Genomic DNA, 25,114 nt, shown 5'->3' on the forward strand with positions numbered 1-25,114 from the left:
AAGGAAAGAGTAACGAAGTGACAATGTCCGATCGACGCCAGCCCTACAAAGGCCAACCGAAGCCTCTCTATCATGCGCTCGCGCAGTCAATCACCATTGACATTGAGCGCGGGGCTCATCCAGTGGGGAGTACTTTGCCGTCCGAGAAGAATCTCATGTCAGTTCACGGCGTGAGCCGCCAAACCGTGCGCCGGGCGTTGGCATTGCTCAGGTTCCAAGGCTTGATCGCGTCTCGCCCAGGGGTTGGCTCGATGGTGCTTCCGGCGCCACAGGAGGTGGAGGCATTTCCCCCGATCATTTCTGTAGATGGCCTTCGCGAGCTTCTCCGAAGGACAGAGCTTCACCACGTATCTTTGGGCTTGATCACCGTCAATGAGCGCCTCTCGGACGTTCTGGAGTGCCGGCGTGGTATCCAGTTGTCTGAGGCTTGTTTTCTAAGAAGGCGGTCAGCTGCTTCACTGCCGGCGGGCGTTGTGCGAGTTTACCTCCATCCGGAGTATGCGGCGGCCCAGATCACCTCGCGGATAGCACGTGGGCCGATCTATCAGAATCTGGAGCGGATGTACGGCATAGCCGTGACGGAAGTTCGGCAGGACATGACGGCTACGGTTCTCGACAAGGAGACCGCCGATCTGCTTCAAGTGGCGCCAGGTGATCCCGCACTTCAAGTTGTTCGCTTCTACTACTCCACAGCCGGCAACCCTGTCGAAGTGGCTGTCAGTCACTACCCAAGCTCACGCTTTCGACAGAGTATTAGGTATCCGCTGCCCCCGGCAAGTTGGCAGGCAGGGTGAATCAAGTGTGGCGTTACGCTGCGGCCGCGGGGCGCGAGAGCGGCTCGGCCTGGAGGTCCATCCTAAGCCGCTGTCGCGATCCATGACTACTTCGTCTGATGTCGATGAGCCGGCTCAAATCCTTCTCTCGCTGGCATCTGTCCGCGGATCCTCACGAGGGCGCGGTGGTGCCTGCAAGTACTGCTCTTTTCGGTCTGACGGCAGGGCAATTTGCGGCTTCATCCATAAGTGGATGGCGCTGCTTCGAGCAACCCGCAAAGGTGGGGGAAAATTCTCCATGCGACGTCTGGAGCACTCCCTGCATGTGCGGACATGCGGCGCAGGCTGACCGTCTTCATCGGCCAGTTGGCGACGCCCCGGCGTGGTGATAAGAAGGGCTCGCCGCCTCGACGGCTCCTGGACAAACATCAATAGTTGATCAATGACTCTTTCGAACTCTGTGTACTCGGTGTCGTCTCCTTACAGCGTGAGAAGAGTGCTGCTGGTTGAGGGTGACATTGAAAGCGCCGGCATACTTGAGGCTCAACTTCGAAAGGAGGGGTTCCTCGTAGCGGTTGCTGATGACGGAGAGCATGCCTTGGAGTTGTTCGCCCATTGGCACCCTCACATAGTGCTTCTAGAGACGATGTCTTCCAGGATGGCTGGTACCGATGTGCTCGCTATGATCCGCGGAAGGGCGAGCACACCTGTGATCATGATTTCTGCGATCGACGATGAGCGGGATAGGCTCGGTGCGCTGCATTGCGGCGCAGATGATTACATCGTCAAGCCATACAGTCCGCGGGAACTCGTCGCTCGTGTTCATGTGGTGTTGCGTCGCGTTTCGCTTGGATGGGGAATGGATAGCATCCTCCGGCAGGGAAGGCTGATTGCAGATGGAGTGGCGATGAGGGCACTGGTTGAATCAGAGGCGTCTGGACCGCCGGCTGTCGTCGACTTGACCCTGACCGAGTTCAACATCGTTTATGCGCTACTGCGGTCCCCTTCCAGAGCATTCACGCGTGGAGAGCTGCTCCAAGGCGTCGCTGCCGATGATTCGTCCAGTCGGGTTGTCGACACGCATGTCCACAATATCAGGAGGAAGCTCAAGCATCATGGCATCACCGGAGTGCTGGTGACGGTTAGAGGTGTGGGATACCGCTTCAAATGACGGCCGAACAGTCGCATGGCTAGTAGAGACTCTTATAGATATGAGTTCGCCTCTGACCGAGTGGGCCGGTCGTTGGCCTAAGCAATGCATGATGCTCAGCATGTTGCGCCAATGCCTCTTGGCCAGGCGGTCGGTTAGCCTGAGTGAAGAAGGTCCAGCGAAGACTTTGGAGCTGCTGTGCTAGAGGTGGATTCGCAATGACGCGAATCCACGGAATTTCGATTTCTGGCGAGGGCCACAAGATGGTGGTTGGTAAGCGTTACAGCGTGAAGTCACGTGGAATCATGACGTGCGGACTCATTTGATCAAGAAGTCGCTCGGCGACTTCCCGTTCTGAACCAAAGCAGCGAGCCACTTCGGTTGGCGCCCACGGCCGGACCAAGTCTCACCAGGGTTGGCCGGATTGCGGTACTTAGGGGCGACCTTGCTGCCGGCCGTCTTCTTCGGATTCCGGACTACTCGCTTGCCGGCCTTTTCCGTGGATGGACTTGAAAGCGCCCCATAGAGCTCCTCAATCGTGTAACCGTGGTCTTTAACATACTTGTTGATCTTGGCTCGCATGGCGGCAGCCTTGGGGCGAGTCAGTACTCTGGTTTGCTGTTTCTCTGCTTGAGCGATCAGCGTCTTGAGTTCTTTTGCCGAGAGGTGGCTGACATCGATTGTCATCTGTTCTATCCGAGGTGCAGAAGGGATAGCGTAGTTCGAAATCCGCCTCGATGCGAATGACGAAAGCCTATGGCAACGGCACCGCGTCATTCCGCAGCGGCTTGGCCATTGGCAATAGCTTACGGGTAGAACTTTCCCGGGTCGCTCAGCTGTTTCGCGAACTGCCCCCTCTGGTAGGGCGGCAGCTCCACCGGCGGCGCGTAGCGGCTCAGAAGGTCGATTTGCTTCCTTCGGGCGAGTTCCGGCTTCTTATGGAAGTAGGCCTCATGCAGCACCGGCACTCTCTTGCTGATGCTGTGGCCCGTCAGCAAGGCAATGTCCTCGTCGGGAATTCCCTTGTGATGGAGCTCCGTGGCGATGGTGTGCCGAAAGGCGTGCAGCCCAATCCCCTTCCCGAAACCCAAGCTCTTCAGGTAGGTGCTGAACTGGTTGAGCGCCGCTTGGCTGTAGCGCTGGTTCGACTCACCCGTTTTGCGGTTCACGCCGGCGGTCAGGTGGGGGAACAATCGAGGATGGCCACACGCGCGGATATCCTCCACGAAGTCCAGAAAGCCCGCATCAAGCACTTGGGGAGGGATGGGGAGGGTTCGAATGGCAGACTTTCCTTTCAGGCGCTGACGGCTTCGGTTGCGGGTCTTGTGCGCCAAGTCGGGATCGACGGTCTTCTGGATCCGTATGCACCAGACGCCAGCCTCTTGCACTACGTCCGCTAGTTTCAGCTGAGCGATTTCGTTGATGCGCGCCCCTGTGCACAGGCCAAGGATTGGAAGCCACCAGCGGTGGGGGTACTTGCTAGCCCATGGGACATATGTCTCCAGGTCGAAGATGCGCTTGAGTTCTGCATCGTCAAAAAGGCGCTCGGGCTTGTTCGGATCCACGACCAAGTCTTTCTTGATTTCGTCGAAGGCGACCATCGGCGAGGCACCAATGGCCTTGGATTTCTCTAGCTTTTTGAAGAAGGTCGATAGGAAGCGCCGGTGTTTCTCGAGCGTGGCGGGGGCGGGCGGAGCAACGTTGAGTTGCTTTCCACGCGCGACCGCCTGGTCGTAGGTAAACCTTCGGTACTCGGGGTCGGACAGCAGACGGTCTGGGGCCCAGCGAATGAGGTCCCACAGCTTGTAGATGTGAGCGTGGTCGATGCGGGTGACTGGTATGTCCCCGCAGGTCATTAGAAGCAGCCGTAGGGTGCGAGAGGTCGCCTCGACGGTCTCTCTGGCCAGGCAGCTGTAGTCGCCGCGATTGCGGATGTAGTCGTCAATTTCTACGGAGAGCGAGCGCCCGGGTGTGCCCGCCGGCAGCGGCTCGGGATACCGGGTGCCGTTCTTCGTTGAGCGTGCGCGGCGGGTGCGCTCATAGGCGGCATTGAGAATCTCTTGGGCCTGGATCGCGGCCTCTCGGCTGGTGACGACCAGCTTTCCGATCCGAAACCTGCCGATGCGGATGTCGGACATCTCCAGCGAGCCGTTGGGGTCGTCCAGGTAGATTTGGAGGGGGCTTGGTGGGGGAGTCAACTGCATTGCGGGCTTCCATCGTTTCGATGGAGGTACAGATAAACCAGCTTCAGCAATCGTCAATGGAAATGGGTCGTTCGCGTACCGACCGTAGGCATCTATTGTGAGCGCCCATTACTGCTTCTTCAGGAAAAGAAAATTACGCAGGAACTGGATGAATTTAATGTATTAAAATCAAAGACTTGACTGGATAAAAATTATGTCGAATCGCAGTCATTACGGTACTGTTTAATTTCTACAAGCTAACAACTCCCTCTGGGATGCTAGTTTAGTTCTGTACGGCTGTTAAACGGCGCAGCCAGTTGATGGCTGAGAAGTCACTTGGGAGGTGGAGCTGTGGCGAAACGACTCGGTCCATTGTTAGGGATTGCGATCCTCTTCGCGCCGCTGGGAGCCAGCGGTGGGACGCCCACTGACCCAGAGCTGCGCGGTGAGCTCCTACGGATGAAGGATGTCGGTCAGGCGGCGCGGGACTTCCCACTGACCGCCGAGGGCGAGGAGAGGGTGCTCAGGGCCGTCGATGGGGCGCACACCGCTCGGCTGAAGTCCACCGTTGCGGCCCGTGGCTGGCCGGACCGTGGCGCAAGTGGGCCAGGACGGAGCGGACGCGGCTTGGCTGCTGGCCAAGCATGCCGACAAGGATCCGGCGTTCCAGCGCTCAGTTGCGGAAGCCATGGAGCCCTTGGTAGCCACTGGGCAGATCATGGCGTCCAATTACGCCTACCTTTGGGACCGCACCCACGACCCCCAGCGCTATGGAACACAGGGGCGTTGTGCGGATAATGGGCGTTGGGTGCGCCACCTCATCTCACTTGCGAAACAGAACTGAGACTGTCGGGGCCGCCCTGGACAGAATGGGGGAGGGCGGGCAATGGCAATAACGAATGAATCAGTTTATCTCGTTAGGGTATATTGACAGTTGTGATGCGATGTTGCAGCTTTGTGTAGCTGTTCCCTCTCAATGAAGGAGTAAAGTTATGTCGATTAAGCCTGGACCGAAGCCGATAGCTCCCTCGACCGGGCAGCCGGACAAGCGTCGACGGGACAACAAGGACACCCCCGGGAATACGCCGGACTTGAAGCCTCACAAGCATAAGCCTGGCAAGTAAACCAAAGCGAAGTAGGTCCTGTGGTGCCAAGGCAAAGACGCAGAAGGTTGGCAATCGGCCGACGCTACAACGGCGTCGGCCTTTGCCGCTGCTTGGTTCATCGTATTGGGTAGCCAGGCTAATGTGCGAGTGCCTTATTCGAAATGGCATGCCCTGGAGCGGGCGGGGCGCACTCGTGGGCAATATCAAGTAGATGCAGAAAGTACTAAGTTGCTCTCCGTCTGCCAAGCAGACTATTCAGTGTGCATGATGTCTAGATTTGCTGTCCAGTAAATCTGTGAGTGCCTAATCAGAGCGGCGAAGTGGGCATCGAGACCGGGTTGTTGTGGCCAGGGGCAATTTTACTTCGATCAACTAGGGGACAAGCCGAACAGTGATGGTTCGGGTCGTCAGCAAGTCCCGTGGAATAATGCTTGCTGCTCATCAGGGGCAGCCATTCGAACAGGGTTCCGTCGTGACCCTTCACCTGCGCACCCTTCGTGATGAAGAGGGGGAGCATTGCCGAGGGCAGGCTATGAGAGAAAGCTATGCAAGAGGCCAGTGCGTTGGTTCCAAGTGGCTTTTTGGGATTTAGCTGTAGGCCAATTTTCTTGCAGAGCTTTGCCAGGCTGGTCCTATCGCTGCTTACGTAGTCCAACAGGTCTGTGTCATGGAAGGCAAGGCCAACTTGCCCAGACTTGTTGCCGCGGACTTGTAGGCTATTCTCCGGTGCTGATTGGATCTGGATCGAGCCGATGTTCGCCAACTTTTCTTGCACTAGCTTGGATATTTCTTTGTCGATAGCTTTCAGAGCTGTGTTAGTAAGAACTCCGATGCGTACGTCGAGGTGATGCGTGGGGGAAAGATGAGCCTGCTTACTGGTGCATGGCGTGAACAAGCAGCGTATTCTCCGCTTGGTTTCGCCGCCGCTCCAGGCGCCGTCGCAGAATAGTCGCAGTTTTCCCGATGCAGGAATTTTTGGCAAAGTCCTGCTATCGGTTAACTTGGCGTTGTCAATGATCGCTGACAAAATATTGATTAGTGCATGGTCCCCGCTGTGTGGATCAGCGCCCAAAAAAAAGCAACTGGCATGCACGTCCTCAGGTAGCTCTCTGAAGAATTCGCTAAAATCTCGAGCGTCGAATACCCTAAGCTGTGCCAGCAGTGCGGCGCCAGCCTGTCGACCTATGTTCGGGTCCACTTTGCTGAACTGTTCCAGCCATAACTGTGGGGAGATGCAGTAGAACGGAGTCTTTCTGCATTGTCTCTTGGCGTGTTCTAAATACGCCAGATTCTGCGCATCCAGCCAACGCACAACCTGATCCACCATCTGATACTTCTTAACTCGGCTAACGTTGCTGTAGAACTTGGCCAGATGTGCAGATGTGAGGTGCCCCATCGCGAAAATAGTCGCGTTAGCTGTGGTCGCATTATTGGCGATCTTGGTATCGTTTTCTTCCTTGTTCGTCGTAAGATCAATGACGGTAATGTGCTTTCGCCAGCGACCTGCGGAAACCTCATCCCAGATCTTGAAGGCACTTGCCGAATCCTTCGGCGCGATTGCGATGATGAGGCTGCTCATAGGCGCAGTAGATCAGGTCTTATTCCGATTCAACAGTGCGACAACTACATCCATCGGGATCATGATTTTTGCGATCATGTTGGCGTCAAGCTCACTTATCGCTCGGCTCAAAAGGGCGCGCGTTTGCTGCTCCGGTAGTTGGCTGGATGATAGTGAAGGGGCGGGCGGTAGTCGTTTTGAGGGGGCGGCGGCGGCACTTTGGCGCCCCGCAGTATAATCAGCATCAAGAAGATCAACTAAGCGCTTTCTGGTATCGGCGTCAGGTGTTAAATTTTCCAGGCGACCAGAAAACAGTGCTCTCAATTCTGCGCCACGAAAGACTCCCCATTTCTTATACAGGCCGGGCTCACTCTTAAGAGTCGCAACCCAGCTGGAATAGATGCCAGGATGGAACGCGGCGGCACTGGCTGCAAGTATGGATGCTGCGTGCCCTTCTTTTTCAAGTGTGGCGACAAAGTCGAGGCAGATCTGCTTGTGCTCTTCCGCGCTAACTTGTGGGATTACAGTATCCTGGCCTCCCTTTTCGCTATCCGTTTGGTCTCTCTCGATATCGACCAAATGAATAGAGCCGGAATTAGTATCAAATATAATGCGCTGTGCGGGCTTAATGGCGCAAAACGCCCGCCAAAGGGCGCCGTCAAATGAAGCTGGCGTCGCCGTTAAATGTCCATCAATTGTAAAAAGATAGTCTAGGCCGCGGCGTCGATTTGTCGGAGTGACCAGTCCGCACAAAAACTTTTCGGTAAAAGCGCGGAGGTTCTGAGAGCCTTCGGGCATCCAAGATTTGTAGCTGCCCTCAATCACTGCGTTGACTTGAGTGCCCAGCTGCGCGCCTAGAATTTCGGTCTCTGAGTGCTCCTCTAAACGAACGAGAAGGGCCGCGCGCATAGCGTCTACTGACGCGGAGGAAGGAATGGGAACAGCGGCTGCCATATTGCCTCCAGATAAATCAAAGCCCACATACGTGGGCTTGTTTGCTTGAAATCTTAAGTGGCTGCGCTCAGCTAACGCGCTCACTAGGGCAATTTGCGCGTGGGCCCCTGGGATGTCGAAAGATTGCGCACATGCTCAATGCCATGTATCCATTTGGTACCGGCACCTGAGGTCATGCATCCGTGCGGCCATCTTAGCATCCTCTACGGCTTCCGCAAGTCCCGTCATTGGCTGGGGGGAGTTCGGATGGTAGTGTGAAATCCATGGCCACTGCGCTCAAAGCAATCGCCTTCAGTTTTTTGCGTGGGGGGCTAGAGGCGCTTTCATCTAGAAGGTGCGGCAGAGCCAAGAGGCAGCCTCTTCTAAGGCCAGCTTTAGCGATGCATAGGAGCGTCTCAAAAGGCGTGGAGGAAGGAGACCGTCCCACTTCTGCGTGACCAAGTTGTTTGCAGAGTGAAGGAGCGTCTCTGGCGATGGTGAGGGCATCTTCGCTACCCGCCCGAGCACCTTGATCACATCATCGAGACTCCTGGCTCCCTTGGAGATTTCCACGCCCAGTCTGCCGGCCTGAGAAGTGAATCCCTGAGCGTTCAGGAGGCAGGCGATGGCTTCATTCGCAGAGTCTCCCAGCCACGTCAGCAGCAAGGCATCGCTGCCCTGGTCGAGGAGAACCTCCCCGTCCAGGCCCAATTGACGGTAGGCGCTCTGCGCCTCCTTCAGGAAGCGAGAGGCAGTGGGATCCAAGAAGTCTGGTTTGATCTCTTGCTGATACAGTCCACGCATTTTTTGACGGACCTGGGTGTGGACCTGCCCCCCCGTTCCATTGAATAGAGGCGGGGTGCCGCCTTTCGCTGCGGCCACGTAGATCGTCTTTTGGGCGTCGTCGATCTGCTCGACGAGCCAGGTGCGGCCGCCAAACAAGATTCTCTGGCCGACGGTCAGCAGTTGGGAAACGGGGAGCGTGCCTAGTGCCTTGCCGGCGGCCACGATCCGGAACTCTTCGTCGACGCTGAAAGCGGCGTAGAAGGTGTAGTGGTTGACCAACTTGTCGCCGACCGGGCCGTGGAGCAGCAAGCCGGAGCCGTCTTGAATCAGGACCTGTTCTTGGCCAAGGTGGCGAAGCAACTCTGCGAACGCGTCTTGGGACAGCCCGTGGAACGGTCCCTGATCTGCGCAGAGCAGCTGATAGGCTTGGGCTGCCTTGAGTCCGCCGTACTGGGCAATGGAGGAGAGCAACTGCTGAACCAGCGTCGATAGCTGTAGCCCGTTGACCGAAGGCGGTTCAAACCACCTCTCCAGCAGTAGCAGTACGCAAGCAGTGGACTGAACTGTGTCCAGTCGAAGCCTTGTTTTCAACGTCGACTCAGCATCGATTGCATCCTCGATAACGTAGCCTCGCAACACCGCTGGCTCTCCAGGGCGGCGTCCGGAGCGACCAAGGCGCTGGCGAAGGCTGGCCACGGAAGGTGGTGGGCCAATTTGCGCGATGCTTTTCACCGCTCCGATATCGATGCCTAGTTCCAGGGTGTTCGTGCAAATTGCGCTTGCTGGACGACCCCTTTGCTTCAGAGCCGCTTCCGTGTCCGTGCGTATCTCTTTGGACAGACTCCCATGGTGTGGCCAGAACTCTCTCGGCCGGCCGTCCCGTTCGCTCAGCAGGTTGAGGAGGTGGGTGTAGCGTTCAACCTCCCTTCGGCTATTGGGGAAGATCAGGTTGTTCGTCCCTGAAAGGACCCGGTAGAGGTGCTCGGCCAGTGCAGCGGGAGCCGCCGGATTCTCGTCGGACCCGGCGTCAGGTGCGGGTTGTTCGTAGCCCTTGATGATCAGTTGGAGATCATTTCCGGTTGATGAGGCGTTGACCAGCGCGGGGGCAGCCCCAACACCCGGGCGTAGGAAAGCCCCAGCGCTCGAAAAGTCACCCAAGGTTGCCGACAGGCCCAGGCGGGGAGTCTGCCGCCGTAACAGCACGTCGATCCGGTGCATCAACGATTGGAGCTGCTTCCCGCGCTCGCTTCCAATGAACGCATGGAGTTCGTCCACGACAACGTAGAGGAGCTTGGAGAACGCGGCGCCTACGGAGGTTCCGCGGTTGCAGAGCATCGCCTCCAAGGACTCCGGCGTGATCAGGAGCACGCCACGGGGGTGCTTAAAGAACCGCTGCTTGGTGGAGCCCGATACGTCCCCGTGCCAAGGCCACACGGGGACTTCAAGGTCCTCGCAAAGCCGCTGCAGCCGTTCAAACTGGTCGTTGATGAGCGCCTTTAGAGGGCTGATGTAGACAATCAGGCCCTCCTCGTCGGTGTTCAGAAGGTGCGTGAGCGCAGGAAGAAAAGCGGCCTCGGTTTTTCCCGAGGCGGTGCTGGCGGCGATGATCACGTCCCGGTCGGCGCTCAGGACGAGAGGAATCGCCAATTCCTGGACCTCACGCAGCGCCTCCCATTGTTCGGTCCAGAGGTAGCGCTGGATTCGAGGGTGCAGCGATTGGAAGGCGCTGGAGGCAGTCATCGTTAGAGCCTGAACGACGCCAGCTCGTCGTCCTCTTGCACGACCAATTCGCCGTCGCCCCCGTGGTCAGCTGCCACCTCGACCGATCCGATCAGGTCCTGCCAGTCCACGCCCGGGTTCTGCTCCAAGACGGCCAAGAGGTTGATAAAGGCGGTGATCGTTGTGCGCGGGGTGCGGAAGAAGTTATCGCCGATTCGATTGGCGCAATGGGTCATGAACTGGTGAATGGCTTCATCGGGCAAGAGATACTTGCCCGCGTCGCCGGCAGCGTAGACATGGCGAATCTTGGTGAGCAGGACGTAGAAGTCTTCGGCTGTCAGGCTCGACAGTCGAACGACAGGGCCGCTGAAATCCACCAACCCGTTGGTGGCAAAGGTATTCTGGGCCAGGCGGCTCTGAAGAGCTTCATAGCTGTAGACGCCGCGGCGGGTATCCATCAGGAAATCCGGGGTGCCGCCCAGAACAAAACCAAGGCCAACCGCAGTGCCCTGCAGGGAGTCGTTGAGCATGCGCAGGAGCTGTTCGTAGTTTGCATTCCGAGCCTGGGCGTTGGCCAACTTGTAGAGGTTGACCAGTTCGTCCAGGCACACCAGCAGGCCGCTATAGCCCGCCAGCCGAACAAAGCGGCCCATGAGCTTGAGCTGGTCGTAGACCGATGCGTCGTCCACGATGGTTCGGACGCCCAGCGCTGCACGCGCGTCCGTCCGGGTGGCAAATTCGCCACGCAACCAACGAATGGCATCGGACTTGAGCTGCTCGTTGCCTTGTTCGAAACCTCTCCAATAAGCGGCGATCACGTCGGCAAAGTCATAGCCGTTCACCAGTTCGCTCAGCTGCTCGAGCTTCGCGCGAATGACCTGCTCGGTGGATACGCCTTGCGACTTGGATTCGGCCACTGCGGTCGAAATGAACTTCTCTACCACCCCGGGCAGGGCGCCTCCGTCGGGCTTGGTCCGAGTGGCCAAGTTCCGCATGAGCTCCGCGTAGAGCGACCGGGCCTGCCCCCCTGAAGCATGCAACCGCCTGTCGGGATTCAGATCCGCGCTGGCCACGACGAGCTTCCGCTCCATTGCAATGGCGCGAACGAGGTTCAAGAAAAAGGTCTTGCCTGCGCCGTACTCACCCACTACCAGGCGGAAGGACGAGCCGCCATCGGCGAGCCGATCGATGTCACTGACCAGGGTTTGCACTTCACGGACGCGCCCGACCTGGATCAAATGCTGACCGGCGCGTGGAACGACGCCGGCGCGCAGCGACTGGATCACCGCGTCGCGGTCCCTGGAACGGATTGGGCTGCTCATTGCTCGATCTTCTCAATGAATTCGGGGTTGATCTCCAACGGGTCGTCGCCGTCGGAAAATGGGATGTCGTAAGCGTCGAACGACGCATCGTTGATTTGTTCAAGCGCGCCGTCGAGCATCAGCTCCATGTCTGCCGCGCCATCTTCCAGTTCCGCACGGGTCCAGACGGGGCGCGACAGCATTAGCCTCAGCAACGCGCTGTGTGCCTGATCAAGCCCGAGCAACTGACCAGGACTCTCCTCCTCGGCACTCACCGCTTCCGCCGGCGCAAGATCAGGGGGAGTCGCTTCCTCGTCGGTGAAAATGTTGGCGAGCAACGCGGAGACTTGGGCCGTGTCCCGCTGAAGAGCAGCGATCCGGTCGGGATCGAGTTGGAATGCGCCAGACGCAGCCTTGGGCAATGCGCTGGGGGCTTTGGACGGGCGTGGGGCATGGACGTCGCTGAACACACGAGCGGGATCCACGCCCAGCGCTTTGTAGACGCGCTCCAAGAACCGGACCTCCTCTGGGGAGACCATCCCGTCGACTTGGGCGAGCGTGGCCATGGACCCGGCGATGGCGTCCTTTATGTCCCCGCTGAGCGGATCCAGCTTCTTGCGCAACGTAGGCAAGGAAAGCGGTGCCCTCGCCAAGAGATCAAGGTGCGCGCGCAAACGCCGTCGGTCACCCTCGCTCAGATGCGTCCAGCTTTCGATTTCGCGTGAAAGGTGCTCAAGTTCGTGGGCGCTGAACGTGCCATCAGACTGAGCGACCGTCGAGGCGAGTTGCAGGGTCAACTGGGCCGTTTGATAGGCCTGAGCGTCGGTTCGATGGGTTTGGTCGGGAAGCAGGGGGAAGAGAACGATCGGGTCGTTATCGCCAGGCACCCGCGCGCCTTCGAGCACATTGGGTTCGATGCCGACCTTAGACTGCTCCAGTGCTCGTGCGAGTTCCCGAATTTTGTCCTTGCCCAAGGTGGTTCCGACTGCCCCAAGCCTTCCCAATAGGTCAGTCAGCTTGATCGACAAATTGGCGGCTTGAACATCCGAAGCGACTTCGGCCAATGCTGTCCGCGTGGCCAGCGGCCAAATCTCTGACGGAAGCAGCAAGGTGCCCTCAATGGATTGGCGGGCCTCGGGGTTCTTGCCCACGAGCCGGCTGAAGGCTCCGAGGTCCTCCGAGCACTGAGAAACAAGTTCCTGCAGCGCCTTTAGGGGCGCTCGCAATGCGGTGACATCGGGAATATCACCGAAAGTCTTGGTGCCAGCGTCGGTTCGGTCCAGGGCCGGGTTAAAGGGGCGGCGTGTGAACTTCAGCTTGGTGCGGTTTTTTGGCAGCACCATTCCAGTGCCGAACGTCTCTTGATACCGCAGAGCGAAAAGGCGATCGAACTCTTCCGCGCAACGCGTTGCGGCGGTTCGCAGCGGAATCTCTGGATTGAGTCGCACCCACGCCGTGGCCAGCGCGGGGGGCACGGGGACTCGATCCAAGGAGCATTGCCCCAGGGCCAAGCGGATGTAGAAAGGCAGTTCGTAAGTTCGTTCGAACGCTGGAAGAGGCGCGTTGTAGAGCTGTTCGCCTGCTTCGGTCAGAGCCATCCAGTCGAGCAGGCTGTTGACATGACCGTGGACGTTCGGAAGCACGGCAGCATAAGCAGACGACAAACGGAGGAGCATCGCCTTGATAGCGGGCCAGTCTTGCTTGGAATCCGGATCGTTCACCGAATCCAGCAAGATGCGACGCTCCAATCCAAACAGGAACAATCGAACATACTGGATTGCGCAGCCGGGATCGGTACGGTCCGAAGCGAGCCACTTCAGATAGGCGTGGCGTTCAGCGGGTTCAAAATCTGCGTAGCCTCCCCAGTAGCGCGTCGTGGACCGGTAATCCCCGTATCGCCCAACGGCAAGAACGCCATTGACCAAGCTGGGCTCGTTCTCACGCGTGCCAGGGGTGGCCAGCCGCGGACCTGTGTAGAACAGGCCGCCCCGGATAACGATGCCCGCGATCTCGATCTCGTCCTGGGCGCCGAGCCAGCGGGTCTTGTCCCAGCCCTCGGGGGGGCGGGGTACTGTGAATTGCTTTGCCGGCGTTCCGGCGTCGATGGCCACCCGCCGGAGTTCATCGGGCAGCGGGGGAGGCGGCGTCATTGCACCTGCGTCGCGGGTTCCGTTCGTGTGGGGAGGGTTGGTCTGCTCTGCGGCTCTTGAGTCCGAATGTGCGTGCGCTCGCCCATCTATGGTGCCCGTCAAGGGTTCGCCCGAGGTGGTGTCCGCGTTTGTGGTGGGCTGGATCAAGGGCTCGGCCAGCTCACCTTGCGAAGTCGCGGCCAAGCGCTGGGTCACGGCAAGTTTCGCTGCAGAGAGGTTGCCCGGGCGCGCGCGCTCAATGCGTTCCTCGTGAGGTTGGTAGGGGTAGGGGGTAGAAGGGTTTGCGGAGCCCACGGCCGTCAGCACCCGTGCGGCGGACTCGATGGCAAGGCGCATGCTCACCGCTGCTTTGGCCTCTTCCAAATTGCCAGGACGGGGCGGCGAAAGAGTCTCTGGGGGCGCTCTGCTCGGGGCCTGCGCCGCAGGCAGCGCCGAGCGACCCTCAGAGCCGACCGGGCACGCATCTTCTGACACGGCAGCGCAGACCGATCCCGAGGATGTGCCCGATTCAATACTCGCGGGTCTCGCCGGTTGGGCAGCTTCTGGGCGGGGCTGTCTCTGTGCCGCCTGCCCAGATGGAAGGGCGGATGCCTTGATCAACTCTGCCAAGGTCGGCTCTGGAGCGGGGACCGGCTTGGCGGGAGAGGGTGTCCTTTTCGGGCGCATCGCCTGCCACTTGGCCCAGAGCCAAACGGCAGTGGCCACCGCAAGGACGATACCCAATCCGATCCAGACTTCCTTTGGCACCAATGCTATGACGACCAGGATTGCGACGATCCAGCCGCCTGCGGTTTGCTTCCTTCTCGCCATGTGGCCCCCTGCCTTTGGCGCTTCCTTTGGGGCATTGTAGCTCGCCCACTCCACGTGAGACGCGCATAGCGAGGACGGGGCGGGGCACCGGGATGGCCAGGGTTTCGCCCATTCAGCATTGGCGTCCAGGGCGCTGGGAGTGCATGCCCGAGGCCTTGACGTTGATGGCCGTGCGATTGCGCTGGGATAATCAGTGGGACGGTGAGGGGCGTTTTTCGTTCACCGCAAGCAGGTGCCGCTGCAGGGCTGCGACGATCTCGTTGTCTGGCAGGTTCTGGGCCCCGGCCAGGAAAACGAGTTCGGCCACTTGCCGTCTGCGCTTGGCGTCGTCGCGGCGCTTGATGGCCTTCTCCCTGGCATCCTGCCGCTGATGCGCCAGAAGCTCCCTGGCTCGAAGCTGGGCCAGCCGATGGGTCGCCCTTTGGATCTGATCGCGGTAGTGATTGGTGGATGACATGATCTTCTCCTAGTGAAGTCTCCCTCAGTGAAGCAATGATTTCTCATCCGTCAACCTATTGATGGCGACATCGCATTCACACTTGAAGAAATCCAGAAAATCAGAAAAGGAAGATGCAAAAGCAAGGAGCGAAAAGCGCACTTAGGCATCACAAGTGATGCGTGCGCAAAGGGCTTCGCCCCTTGAACCCCAAGCCGCTTTTCGACTTGCCAACGGCAAATTCAAAGGCATAAAGAGCTCAAAGAACTGGAGCTCTCTGCATGGCGATCTACCACACCCGTGTCAAAACCTTCTCCCGTGCCAAGGGCCATTCGGCCGTTGCCGCCGCTGCATACCGCGCGGGCTTGTCGCTCGTAGATGAGCGCACGGGAGCGCGGCACGACTATTCTCGCAGAGGCGGAGTGGTCGAGAGCCGCTGGGTGGTACCTTTGAAGGCGCCCGACTGGTCGCTCGACGCCTCAAAGCTATGGCAAGCGGCTGAGGCGGCCGAGAGGCGAAAGGACGCGACCGTGGCCCGCGAGTTTGAGATCGCACTTCCGCACGAGCTCAACGGGCCGCAGCGCTCGGCCCTGACGGCGGACATAGCCCGGGCATTGGTTGATCGCTACGGCTTTGCGGTTCAAGCGAGCATCCACTCGCCGGGCAGCAACGATGGACTGAATTGGCACGTGCACATCCTCGCCACCACCCGGCGCTTGGGTGCCGAAGGCCTTGCGGACAAAACGCGCGAGCTCGACGGTGGCCCCTCGGGACGCAGCGAAGTGGAGTGGCTTCGGGCGATGGTGGCCCAGCTGACAAACCAGCACCTGGCCGCTGCCGAGATCCCAGTGTCCGTCGATCATCGAAGTTTGGAAGCGCAAGCGGAGGACGCGCTCGAGCGCGGCGACATCGTCGAAGCTGCGGTTCTCGGGCGGCGCCCAACGATCCACTTGGGCCAGCAGGCCTCAGCGCTTGAACGGCGGGGAGTGGAGACCGATGTCGGGAGAGTTCTGGCCAACATCGTTGCGGACAACCAGGATGCTGTGCATCAGGCAGCGATACGGTTTGAGAGGGCAGCGACGGATACAGACCGTGCCCGCGGACATGCGTCGATGCCGCCGAACCGTGTCGAGCTGGGGGCGAAATCAGGTGAAAGCTACATCGAGGACGTAAAGGGATTCGGTCGGCGAGGAGTTCTGGCCATTCGCACTCTTCCCGATGCCCCCGAACCCTCGCTGCAGTCCCTGATGGAAAGAGCATGGGGACTTTGGCGTGACGTGGTGGCGGCCGGTCTCGAGGGGGCGCTTCGCTCCACACTCGTGCTTCTACGTCGCTTGGACTTGGCTATTGGCAACGGGAGCGTGGGAACAAGGGTGCGCAAGGATGTCCAGCGAACGCTGAGGGGCTTGGCCGCGGTGAGGCGACGAGCTACAGAGTGGGTGCGGCGGGTCGAGGCTGAACGACGGGCGGCATCGCTTCTGACGCGCGCCGAGAGGTCGTTGGAGGACTTCGTCGAGCAGCAGCCCCGACCAGCAGGCGCTGGACTGGTGGCCTGGGCCCGGCGTCGCGGACGTCGTTTGGCAGCAATCGAGCAGCGTTTGGATGCCCTGAGAAAAGCTCGTACAAAGATCGAGGACGGTCAGGAAGAGGCCTGTGCGAATCAGCTGTCAGCCGCCGTGGCAGAGTTGGAAACCAGCAGCAAGATAGCCCTGGATCGGTTGGAGGATCCGCTCCACGAAATGGGAGACCCAGCAAAGCTGAGTGCATCCACGCAGCAGGCCACGCCTCGGCCAAGGCTTCACTGATAGGAATGAAGAGCCCCCGCCATGGCGGGGGCTTTAAGCCTTCAATGGAGCGTTGGCCGCTTGGTCGTTGGCGGCTTGGCCGGGGGCCTGATTCCCCGCCGATCAGCGAGCAGTTGGTTCAAAGACGCCAGCTCCTCTTTGACCTCCACGCGCTCCTTCGTTGTGGGCGTGGGCCGTTCCTGCGCTCGTGGTCCGTCGTGGGTGAGGTTTAGCGGGCTTCCACCCGCGCGCTGGCGTAGAACCTCGGCGGCGACTTCCAGGGCCACTCGAACATCTTCTGAGCGCTCTCGTTGGGAACGCTGAGCCGCTCGTTCGATGGTGCCGCTTAAAACGAGCGCGGCGATTCGGGTTTGTGGATCAGTCATGGCTCCTCCGCTGTCGATGCGTGCCCGTCGTCAGTCGACTGAGCTGTAATGTTGACCGGTTCGATCGGACTTCTCCTTTCGGACCTGCCCAGAATGCGCTCCGCGAGATCAAGGGCGTCTTGAACATCCCCCAAGCGCTCCTCGCGAGTTCGATGGGCGGTGGGATTGAGGGTGCCGCTCAGAAGTAGCGCGGCGATTTGGGTTCGTGGGTCTAGCAATGTGCGTCCTCGGTTGGTGTGTGCTCGTAGCCAACCAGCTAAGTGAAAATTAGCAAGGCCACTCAGCAGGGAATTGCGCACAGAATTGCTAGTTAGTCGGAAAAGCTCTGCTGTCGCGGTGCTTTCCCTTGAAAGTCAGCCCGCGCGGCAACGTGGCGGTCTAATAGCTTGGGAGCTTGCAGTTGAGAGAAGAAGGTGGCTACCCCGCTCTAAGCAGCTTGATGTCGGCTATGCGCTGAAGCTGTTGAAGATGATCCGGCTTGTTCTTGGCAAGCCATCGCACAACCGCTGCATTGTCCAAGAGGGTCGACCCAATGTGGGTTTTGACGATTTCGAGCTGGAGGCTGGCTGGGCCATAATTCTCCTCCAGCAGCTTCGTATCGGCTTGCAGCGCTGCCAGCTCCCGTTCCAAGCGTTGGAGCGCCTCGATAGGTGCACCGTTGACCGTCTTTGCTGCCAACGGCTCTATCAACTGTTCGACCGGCGTGTTTTGGAGAAGCGCGGTTGCAAGCTTGATCGAGTAATCTCCCAAATTCACCATGGTCTGGGCAGCATCGATCTGTCGGAAGGGCTTCATTTTCCGCAGCAACCGAAAGACGCCTGCGGCGGCGGGTTTGTCGGCCAGGATGGCGGTCGCTTCGTCGCAAACGCCATCCAGAAGCCGGAATTTGTCCCGGATGGAGCTGGCCGAGATGCTAAGCACCTGCGACAACTGTTCCACGGAAACCCCGCGCTCTGCTGCCCTGAGGATCATTCGGTGCTCTTGGACAACCGAAAGGCGGTTCACCTGCTTGTTGTAAGTGTAGCCCTCGTCGTCTGTTGAGATGAGGCAGGGGGCCACGGTTGCTCCCAGTTCCTTCAGAGCCTCCAAGCGCATTCGCCCATCCAGGACCAAGAACCGCCCGGCGGCGCCCCGGTCCAGGGTAACCACGATGGGTTCGACCAATCCCACCGTCCTGACCGAGCTCACGATCTGCTGATACTTGACGGAGGCTTTGGTTCCCGTGGGCATGGCCACGCTGTAATGGAGCTGCGCCACCTGGATGTCCACGCAATCCTTCTCAAAGCCCAGGCGTACGCCCGAAGGTTGCTTTTTGCTCATCGGGCCAACCCTCTGCGGGGCAGCAGGTCAGCCAGTGGTTGCGGGACGCTGGTCAGCCCTTCTGATTGGAGAACTCCGCAGAACTCTTTCGAGGCAAACAGCTCTTTGAAGATCTGGCGGGCCAGGAGGAGCGATTGCTGCGTGAACTCGGCCTTCTTCTGGATGCGTTGATGCATCTCCACGTCCCGTTTGTAGAGCTTGGCAAGGTCCTCGGGAGTCAGCTTCTTTCGCGGTGTGCCGTGAGCATAGGAGTTTGTTCCCTTCTTTCCGCTTCTAGCTCGATGAGCCAAGATATTTCGGACGACGGTCACCTTCTTTCCCTTAAGCTCACCGGCCTCGTAGGCGTCCATCAGCAACTGTTGCGCATCGCGATCATTTGCCCGGGAGATGTTGACTGCAAGGGCCAAGGAAATGTGGCCGGCCTCTGCGGCAGCGAGCAGACGTCGCTCTCCGCGCTCCATGAGGTTGGCCACGCTGTTCACCCAGGACGGAGTGCAGCCCAGCTTGGTGGCTATCTCCGGATCTGAGTAACCGCGCTCTCTGAGCACCTGGACCTGTTCCATGGTCTCGGCCGCCCTGGGCGTGCGGCGGGCGACGTTCTCCACGATGCTCATGACGTGGCCGGTATGCTCATCCACGTCCAAGATCAGGGCGGGGATCTCGCGGTGGCCCAACAACTTGCAGGCCTCAAGGCGGCCTTGGCCGCAGATCAGTGCATAGGGGAGGGACGTTTCATCAGGAGAAGCCTTGCGAACGCTAACCGGGCGCTTAAGTCCCACCGTTTCGATGCTTCGGGTGATGCCACGGTGGATTCGTTGGTTTCTGACACGCGGATTCGCGACGTGGATTTCGGCAATGGGGATCATCTGTACGCTTGTGCTTTTGTTCGTCATGCGGCCTCCAGCAATGCGGCCCGACCGGCCAAAGCGAAGAACTCCTCCAGTGTGTCCATCCGGTAGGCATCCAAGGAGAAGCCGTTGTCCTCCATGGAGGGCATGCCATCGGGGGTGAAGTCGATGGAAGGAAGCACGTAGAAGTCATGGGCATGACGGTTACCGGGATCCATCCGGATCACTACGGTCAAATGCGGCGTCAGGCTAGCATCCAGTCGGATGCGCCAGCGGTTGGAGCCGGCGGGTGTGGGCTTGCATCGTGCGATGACGACGGATGTGAGGAGCTCACCGTTCACCCGTAGCAGGCCGGTATCCCGGTATGGCTCGACCCACCCACCCTGTTGGGCTATGCCATCCACCACCAGCTGGACCATCTCGGGATGCCGCTGCCGAAGGGCGCGGTTGATCTCCAAGTAGGCGTAGTCGCGTTTGGGGGAGTAGCCAACCAAGCTATAGGCCCGGAGCAGGCTACCAAACCGATGACGAAAGGCGCTGCTGGAGGGGACGCCCTCTTCTTCGTCGATCAGCATCCCTGACAGCGCACCATGCCGCTCGAGCAGCGACCGCAGGGCGTCCAGCATCTGGTCGTCGTCCAAGTGGACCGAACGTGCCGCTATGACTGCTTGAACGCGCTCGAACAGATCAAGCGGAACAATGGCTTCAAACGCATGTTCCTTTCGCACCCACGCTTCCGGCGGGTTCTGAACGTGTTGCAGCTTCAGCTTGAACGAGGTCCGGTTGTAGACGTTGTGGCCGACGTATTTCTCATTCGTCAGTATTTGATGGATCGTCCCTCTGCTCCAGGGGCCACCCACTTCATTGGGGATGCCTTCTCGGTTCAGAACGGAGGCGATGACCCGTTCGGGCATAGCGTCCTTTAGAAACAGCCCATAGATCCGCAAGACGGTGGCGACTTCTTGCGCGGGCCCGGGCACCAGGATCACACGATCGGTCTGGATGCTCTTTTGCTCTCCCCGAGCGAGCACCGCCTTGGGCTGGAGGTGCTCGTCCACGAGTTGTCGGCGCAAGCCGTATCCCGGCGTGCCTCCTTGTCGGAACCCGTGTCGCACGATGTTGCATGCCCCTTTGAACACCTTGTCAGATAGCTCTCGGCTGTATTCGGCGGCCATGCTGCGCTTGAGGCCAATCATGATGGTGGATGGCAACGAGCCATCGTTCTTGAACGCTTCCGCGCAATAGATGACCGGCACACCATGGCTCTTACAGGCGTGAACGTAAGCGGCGGCCTCGTCGGGGTCGGGGAAGCGCCCCCAACGGCTCACGTCGTAGACCAAAATAGCGTTGAAGCCAGGGGAGGGGAGCTTCACATCCCGGAGAAGGGCTTGAAGAGCGCTCCGACCTTTCAGGTTTAGTCCACTCTTGCCTGAGTCCTCGTAGGTCTGGACGATCTCCATGCCGTGCGCCTTGGCATATTCGGCAATTGCCGCGGCTTGGTTCTCCGTGGAGTAGCGCTGATGCTCGGTAGACATGCGCACATACTGGGCAACCGGAATGAGCCGATCGGGGGGCTGAGTAGCATCGGACACTGCGTGGTGCGAAAACACGGTCAGCGCTTCCCATGTAAGACTATGTATTCAGCGACCGTAGGCGGGTAGATTGACGGTCTTGTGACCGTTTGAGTTCTTGGCTGAACCCGTCCGGTTAGTGACGGATCAGAAGAAGGCCAGGTTCTAGGGCGCAGACCATGTATCGTGGACAAACAGATGGTCATTCCGAGAGAGCGGATGGACGACATCGAAGATGAGAACGGCGGGGATTACCCCCGCTATCATGAAGAGATCGAAGCCAGTGAGTTGGTGGCCGGCCTGATGAGTCTGGCTCTGCTCAGCGACGATTTGGCAATGGTTAGCCAAGCCTACAACGTGGCTGCTGTGGACAAATTCATCATGGGGTTGGAGATGCAATTCCTGCGCAGCCGCTATGATGAAGAGACTCCGCGCGAAAATAGGGGTGGCATGTTCTTATCTGCCCAAACCGAGATGTGGATCTTCGCCGCCTACGAGCTTGTCCGGTCCTGGCGGGAGCGGGCGAAGCTGGCGATTAAGCTTGCCGAGAATGGTGGGTTGGACGTCAAGATCTCTCACCTCGTTGGGAAGCCAGATTGGGATTACGGAAGCCAGATGGTGGCCCGCCAACTCAGTCAGGTCCGTGATGAGCCTGCGCTCGTTGCAAGACTTAAGGACGATCTGCGCCGGAGCCATATCCCATTCCACTTGATCGAGTGGGTGAGGGTTCAGCTGGCAAAGCATCAAGAGCCCGGTAACGCTAAGTCTTTTGTTCGCTCGCATCCGATGATGGATCGAAACACGGGGTCGCTTAATTATCAACTGACTCAGGGGCCTTTGATCTTGGCCACCATGAGCAGACGCGAATTGGCAGACGCGCTTCGGGACCTCAACGATCCGTCGGTCCCTTCAGAAGAGGACATCGCGTCTTTCAATAATTTCCGAAAGGCAAGAGCGGTGAGCATTGATACACCAGGAGAGTGACTCCGCCGCAGGTCCACGGGGGAACATCTGGCGACGGCAATGAGAGGATTACGCTGAGAGTGCTCGACCCGAAGGCGGACGGGTGTGACCTGGATGGTGTAAGTCTCGCGGGGCTGGGTGGGATCGCACGCCAAAAGGCCTCGCAGCCCCCTGTTGCGACAGCGTTGCGACGGACCAGTGATCTCGTGGCTGGCGTCGAAGATCCTTGCTGCACAAGGCTCTTGATGACTAAGATCTTCTTTTAGTCGTTTTGCTTCATCAGCGGGGTGTGGTCCTTGGACGCCTTGGCGTTGCTGGTGTTGTCTTTTGTATCAGTCACTTGGGGCGTTTCGCGTCTTGGCAGGGCGTCGGGGCGTGGCCACGCGCAGGCATGGCCGGAGAGATCGTTAGTGTAGCGACCTGGGGCGGTCGATGATCCCGACCGGAAGCCCAGAGACAAGGGCGGTTGCCCGCGACTGTCCGTACGCCAACGCAGGCCCCCGTACACCTGCGGTTTGGTTGATTTCCACGGGGCCCCACGGTAGTGTCAGCCCCGGCGATTTCCGCCAAGCGGCCTCCATGGAAACCGGGGCGACTCACCCCGGGCGGGCGTTGATGGAAAGAACAAGCATGACTGCAGCCTGCATGGCCGCCGAACCTCGTTACACCTGGCGTACCGTCCTGCTGAGCATCCTGGTCGCCATCGTTCCGCTTGCCGGCTCCGCACCCTACACCTTGCTGAAGGCGGTGCTGCTGCTGGCCCTGCTGGTCACCGGCGTGGTTCTGATCCGCCGCCAGCCCGATGTCCGCCTGCGCTACCGCATCGCCCGGTTCATCGTGATCGTCTGCTTCCTGCGCCTGGCCTATGCCTTCTACAGCATCCTCTGGCACGGGCTGCGCTGGAACGAACTGGACCTTCCGGCACAGACACTGCTCTACCTGGGCACCGCTGCGGTGTTCGCCACTGCGCTGGACTGGCGCCTGATCTGGAAGATCTTCGCCCTGTCCACCCTGGTCTTCGGCGGGTCGTGCATCGTGCAGCACCACGTGATGGGCCTTGAACGCGCGCACGGTTTCAGTGGCGGCGAATGGACCGCCATCGAGTTCACCATGGTGACGTTGTGCATGGCGCTGTTCTCGGTCATCCGGTTGATCCAGCCCAATGTCCATCCGGCCGAACGCTGGCTGCACGGCGTGGCCATCGCCGTCGGCGTCTATGGTTCGATCCTGGCGCAGAGCCGCGGGCCGATCCTGGCGTTCATTCCCGCCATGCTGATGGTGATTGCGGTGCACGTCCGGCGCACCCGGCGCTGGCGGGGGGCACTGGCCTTCGTCGGTGCCCTGGTCATTGGCGTGGTCGGCGCCACCTCGGTGCTGAACCATGAGGTGATCCAGCGCTTCGGTGAGGTCAGCGGCGAGATCTCCGGTTTCAACCAGGAAAACGAGGTCGGCTCGGTCCGCGAGCGCATCGCCATGTGGGGCGTGGCCGTCGACGCCTTCGCCGAGCATCCCGTGGCGGGGGTGGGCCTGAACCAGTTCGGTACCTATGCACGTGAGGGCATCGCCCGCGGCGAGGTGTCCGAGTCGATCTTCCGCTACAACCACCCACACAACGAGTACCTGGAAGCGGCGGTGACCGGTGGCGTGCCGCTGCTGCTGATCATGCTGCTGGTCTTCATCCTGCCCGGCATCCATTTCGTGCGACGTCTCGGCCACGCCGACGACATCACCGCGATGATCGCCACCGCCGGACTTGCCGTGGTCATCGTCTATGCGCTTTCGGCGTTCACGGACAACGTGTTCTACCGGGCGATGCCGCATTCGTTCTATTTCTACCTGGTGCTGGGTTTCATGCTGGCGACCGCCTTGCCGGCGCGTGACCTGCTCCGGCCAGGGAGTCCCTCCTGATGGCGCATATCCATCTGCTGGCCGCCGACAACCAGCGTGGGCTGTCCCATGACATCCAGGTGATCGAGCGCTCGTTGCAGCAGCTCGGGCACACGGTGACGGTCAGCCGCCTGGACGCGGTCCGCAATGGTGGCGCCTGGAAACTCCGCGGAATGCGCCTGCGCAGGCTGCTGGCCTCGTGGCTGAGCCTGGGGCGCACGCCCGCCCGGTTCGACGTCAACATCTCGCTGGAACATGTCCGGCCGACGAGCTTCGGACTGGCCAACGTCAATCTGTTGATCCCGAATCCGGAATGGGTGTCCGCACGCAGCCTGCGGATCCTGCCGCGGTTCGATGCGTTGCTGACCAAGACCGAAGAAGCCACGCGCATCTTCAACGCGCTGGGCATGCGCGCGCTGGAAGTCGGTTTCTGCAGCCGTGACCGCTACGACCCGGCAGTGCCGCGCAGGCCGCGCAGCTTCCTGCATGCGGCCGGTACCAGCCGTATGAAGGGAACGGCTGCACTCGTCAATGTCTGGAAACGGCACCCCGAATGGCCCTTGCTGACCATCCTGCGCGGCGGCCCTTCGGACGAAGATGAGGGCGGTGCCGCGAACCTGAGAATCGTCCGCGAGCGGCTGCCCGACCAGGAGGTGCAGCGCCTGCAGAACGAACATGCGTTCCACCTGTGCCTGTCGCAGACCGAAGGCTGGGGCCACTATCTGGTGGAAGCGATGAGCTGCGGGGCGGTGGTGATCACCTGTGACGGCGCGCCGATGAATCAGATGATCGACGACAGCCGCGGCATCCTGGTTGCCGCGCACGAGGGCGAGCCCTGCCATCTGTCCAGGACCTGGCATGTGGATGAGAAGGCGCTGGAACAGGCCGTCGAGCGCGCGCTGGCGATGGATGAGGCCGAGTGGACCCGGCTGGGCGCCAATGCACGCGCATGGCACCTGGCCAGCGAGGTGGCGTTCCCGCGCCGTCTTGGCGAGGCCCTGGCCAAGCTCTGAGCTGATGTGGGGCTGGTCGCTGCAGCCCGCTCAGCCAGGCACCAGGGTGATCTGCGGATGGCTGCCGAAGATCTCCATGACGATCTCGAAGTAGGTCTGTCCCTGGCCAAGCGCCAGTGCCGTCAACTGAGCGTGGATGGCCGCACCGTTGAACCTGCCGCCCTGAGCGAGTTTCGACTGCAGCCAGGCGCGCGTGGTCTCGCGGCCCAGTGCATCGCGGCTGTGGGCGATGTCACGCCACACCACCGTGGCGATGGCATGGCCTGCGAGAGCGCCGTAGCCGCCGTGAAGCAGGTCATCAAGCGCATCCAGGCTTGCGCCCAGTTGCCAGTCTTCGTCGGCCATGAACACGCGATTGATTTCCACGTAGAGGCTGGCGATGTCGTTGATGGACGCGCCTTCGATGTGCAGGATCCGTGTCATCTGCAGACTGTAGC

18 protein-coding genes are annotated in these 25,114 nt (G+C 59.9%); 6 read left to right on the forward strand and 12 right to left on the reverse strand.

The genetic code is table 11. The annotated features are described in order from the left end of the window. The first annotated feature begins 23 nt into the window (after window positions 1-23). A complete protein-coding gene (locus tag GOC52_RS06035; RefSeq protein WP_019659231.1) occupies window positions 24-794 on the forward strand; it encodes a GntR family transcriptional regulator in 771 nt (256 codons plus the stop codon). 421 nt (window positions 795-1,215) lie between these two features. Next, window positions 1,216-1,944 (forward strand): response regulator transcription factor, encoded by a 729-nt coding sequence (locus tag GOC52_RS06040; RefSeq protein WP_019659230.1) that lies wholly within the window; start codon window positions 1,216-1,218, stop codon window positions 1,942-1,944. Between the two features lie 297 nt (window positions 1,945-2,241). Here the strand turns inward: GOC52_RS06040 and GOC52_RS06045 are convergent, their stop codons facing one another. From GOC52_RS06045 to GOC52_RS06080, 8 genes are all read right to left on the reverse strand, one after another. Beyond that, a complete protein-coding gene (locus GOC52_RS06045; RefSeq protein WP_019659229.1) occupies window positions 2,242-2,610 on the reverse strand; it encodes an H-NS histone family protein in 369 nt (122 codons plus the stop codon). Window positions 2,611-2,729: 119 nt separating this feature from the next. Then, complete coding sequence (locus tag GOC52_RS06050; protein ID WP_191850928.1) at window positions 2,730-4,127, reverse strand: site-specific integrase; 1,398 nt, start codon at window positions 4,125-4,127, stop codon at window positions 2,730-2,732. A gap of 1,392 nt (window positions 4,128-5,519) precedes the next feature. Further along, window positions 5,520-6,791, reverse strand: a complete 1,272-nt coding sequence (locus GOC52_RS06055; RefSeq protein WP_191850930.1) for a phosphoribosyltransferase-like protein — start codon at window positions 6,789-6,791, stop codon at window positions 5,520-5,522. Between the two features lie 12 nt (window positions 6,792-6,803). Continuing rightward, complete coding sequence (locus GOC52_RS06060) at window positions 6,804-7,724, reverse strand: hypothetical protein (RefSeq protein WP_191850932.1); 921 nt, start codon at window positions 7,722-7,724, stop codon at window positions 6,804-6,806. Between the two features lie 327 nt (window positions 7,725-8,051). Further along, on the reverse strand, window positions 8,052-10,229 hold the full coding sequence (locus tag GOC52_RS06065) for a DEAD/DEAH box helicase (RefSeq protein ID WP_191850934.1): 2,178 nt from the start codon (window positions 10,227-10,229) through the stop codon (window positions 8,052-8,054). Window positions 10,230-10,231: 2 nt separating this feature from the next. Then, window positions 10,232-11,530, reverse strand: a complete 1,299-nt coding sequence (locus GOC52_RS06070; protein ID WP_053442707.1) for an ATP-binding protein — start codon at window positions 11,528-11,530, stop codon at window positions 10,232-10,234. Next, window positions 11,527-14,469: a tellurite resistance TerB family protein gene (locus GOC52_RS06075; RefSeq protein WP_106467440.1), complete on the reverse strand. Its 2,943-nt coding sequence runs from the start codon at window positions 14,467-14,469 to the stop codon at window positions 11,527-11,529. The genes GOC52_RS06070 and GOC52_RS06075 overlap by 4 nt, the downstream gene beginning before the upstream one ends. Before the next feature lie 190 nt (window positions 14,470-14,659). Beyond that, window positions 14,660-14,926 (reverse strand): hypothetical protein, encoded by a 267-nt coding sequence (locus tag GOC52_RS06080; protein WP_106467441.1) that lies wholly within the window; start codon window positions 14,924-14,926, stop codon window positions 14,660-14,662. 260 nt (window positions 14,927-15,186) lie between these two features. Between GOC52_RS06080 and mobQ the strand changes: the two genes are divergently transcribed. After that, window positions 15,187-16,710 (forward strand): MobQ family relaxase, encoded by a 1,524-nt coding sequence (gene mobQ, locus GOC52_RS06085; RefSeq protein WP_106467442.1) that lies wholly within the window; start codon window positions 15,187-15,189, stop codon window positions 16,708-16,710. 782 nt (window positions 16,711-17,492) lie between these two features. On the opposite strand, the gene GOC52_RS06090 is transcribed toward mobQ, so the two are convergent. Genes GOC52_RS06090 through GOC52_RS06100 form a run of 3 tightly spaced genes read right to left on the reverse strand, consistent with a single transcriptional unit; the run spans window position 17,493 to window position 20,778 of the window. After that, window positions 17,493-18,395: a plasmid partitioning protein RepB C-terminal domain-containing protein gene (locus tag GOC52_RS06090; protein ID WP_099596498.1), complete on the reverse strand. Its 903-nt coding sequence runs from the start codon at window positions 18,393-18,395 to the stop codon at window positions 17,493-17,495. Then, complete coding sequence (locus GOC52_RS06095) at window positions 18,392-19,288, reverse strand: plasmid partitioning protein RepB C-terminal domain-containing protein (protein ID WP_074726242.1); 897 nt, start codon at window positions 19,286-19,288, stop codon at window positions 18,392-18,394. Before GOC52_RS06095 ends, GOC52_RS06090 begins: the two co-directional genes overlap by 4 nt. Then, on the reverse strand, window positions 19,285-20,778 hold the full coding sequence (locus GOC52_RS06100) for a recombinase family protein (RefSeq protein WP_083348178.1): 1,494 nt from the start codon (window positions 20,776-20,778) through the stop codon (window positions 19,285-19,287). Before GOC52_RS06100 ends, GOC52_RS06095 begins: the two co-directional genes overlap by 4 nt. Before the next feature lie 255 nt (window positions 20,779-21,033). On the opposite strand from GOC52_RS06100, the gene GOC52_RS06105 reads away from it, so the two are divergent. The 3 genes from GOC52_RS06105 to GOC52_RS06115 all read left to right on the forward strand — a co-directional run bounded on the left by GOC52_RS06105 (window position 21,034) and on the right by GOC52_RS06115 (window position 24,677). Beyond that, window positions 21,034-21,798 carry a hypothetical protein gene (locus GOC52_RS06105; RefSeq protein ID WP_143025182.1) on the forward strand — a complete coding sequence of 255 codons (765 nt, stop codon included), beginning with the start codon at window positions 21,034-21,036 and terminating at the stop codon, window positions 21,796-21,798. Window positions 21,799-22,407: 609 nt separating this feature from the next. Further along, a complete protein-coding gene (locus GOC52_RS06110; RefSeq protein ID WP_043396651.1) occupies window positions 22,408-23,685 on the forward strand; it encodes an O-antigen ligase family protein in 1,278 nt (425 codons plus the stop codon). After that, on the forward strand, window positions 23,685-24,677 hold the full coding sequence (locus GOC52_RS06115) for a glycosyltransferase (RefSeq protein ID WP_143994541.1): 993 nt from the start codon (window positions 23,685-23,687) through the stop codon (window positions 24,675-24,677). The genes GOC52_RS06110 and GOC52_RS06115 overlap by 1 nt, the downstream gene beginning before the upstream one ends. 30 nt (window positions 24,678-24,707) lie before the next feature. On the opposite strand, the gene GOC52_RS06120 is transcribed toward GOC52_RS06115, so the two are convergent. Beyond that, window positions 24,708-25,100 (reverse strand): barstar family protein, encoded by a 393-nt coding sequence (locus tag GOC52_RS06120; protein ID WP_049451902.1) that lies wholly within the window; start codon window positions 25,098-25,100, stop codon window positions 24,708-24,710. Between the last annotated feature and the right edge of the window lie 14 nt (window positions 25,101-25,114).

It is taken from the genome of Stenotrophomonas sp. SXG-1 (assembly GCF_014083965.1).
In the GTDB taxonomy this organism is placed as follows: domain Bacteria; phylum Pseudomonadota; class Gammaproteobacteria; order Xanthomonadales; family Xanthomonadaceae; genus Stenotrophomonas; species Stenotrophomonas geniculata.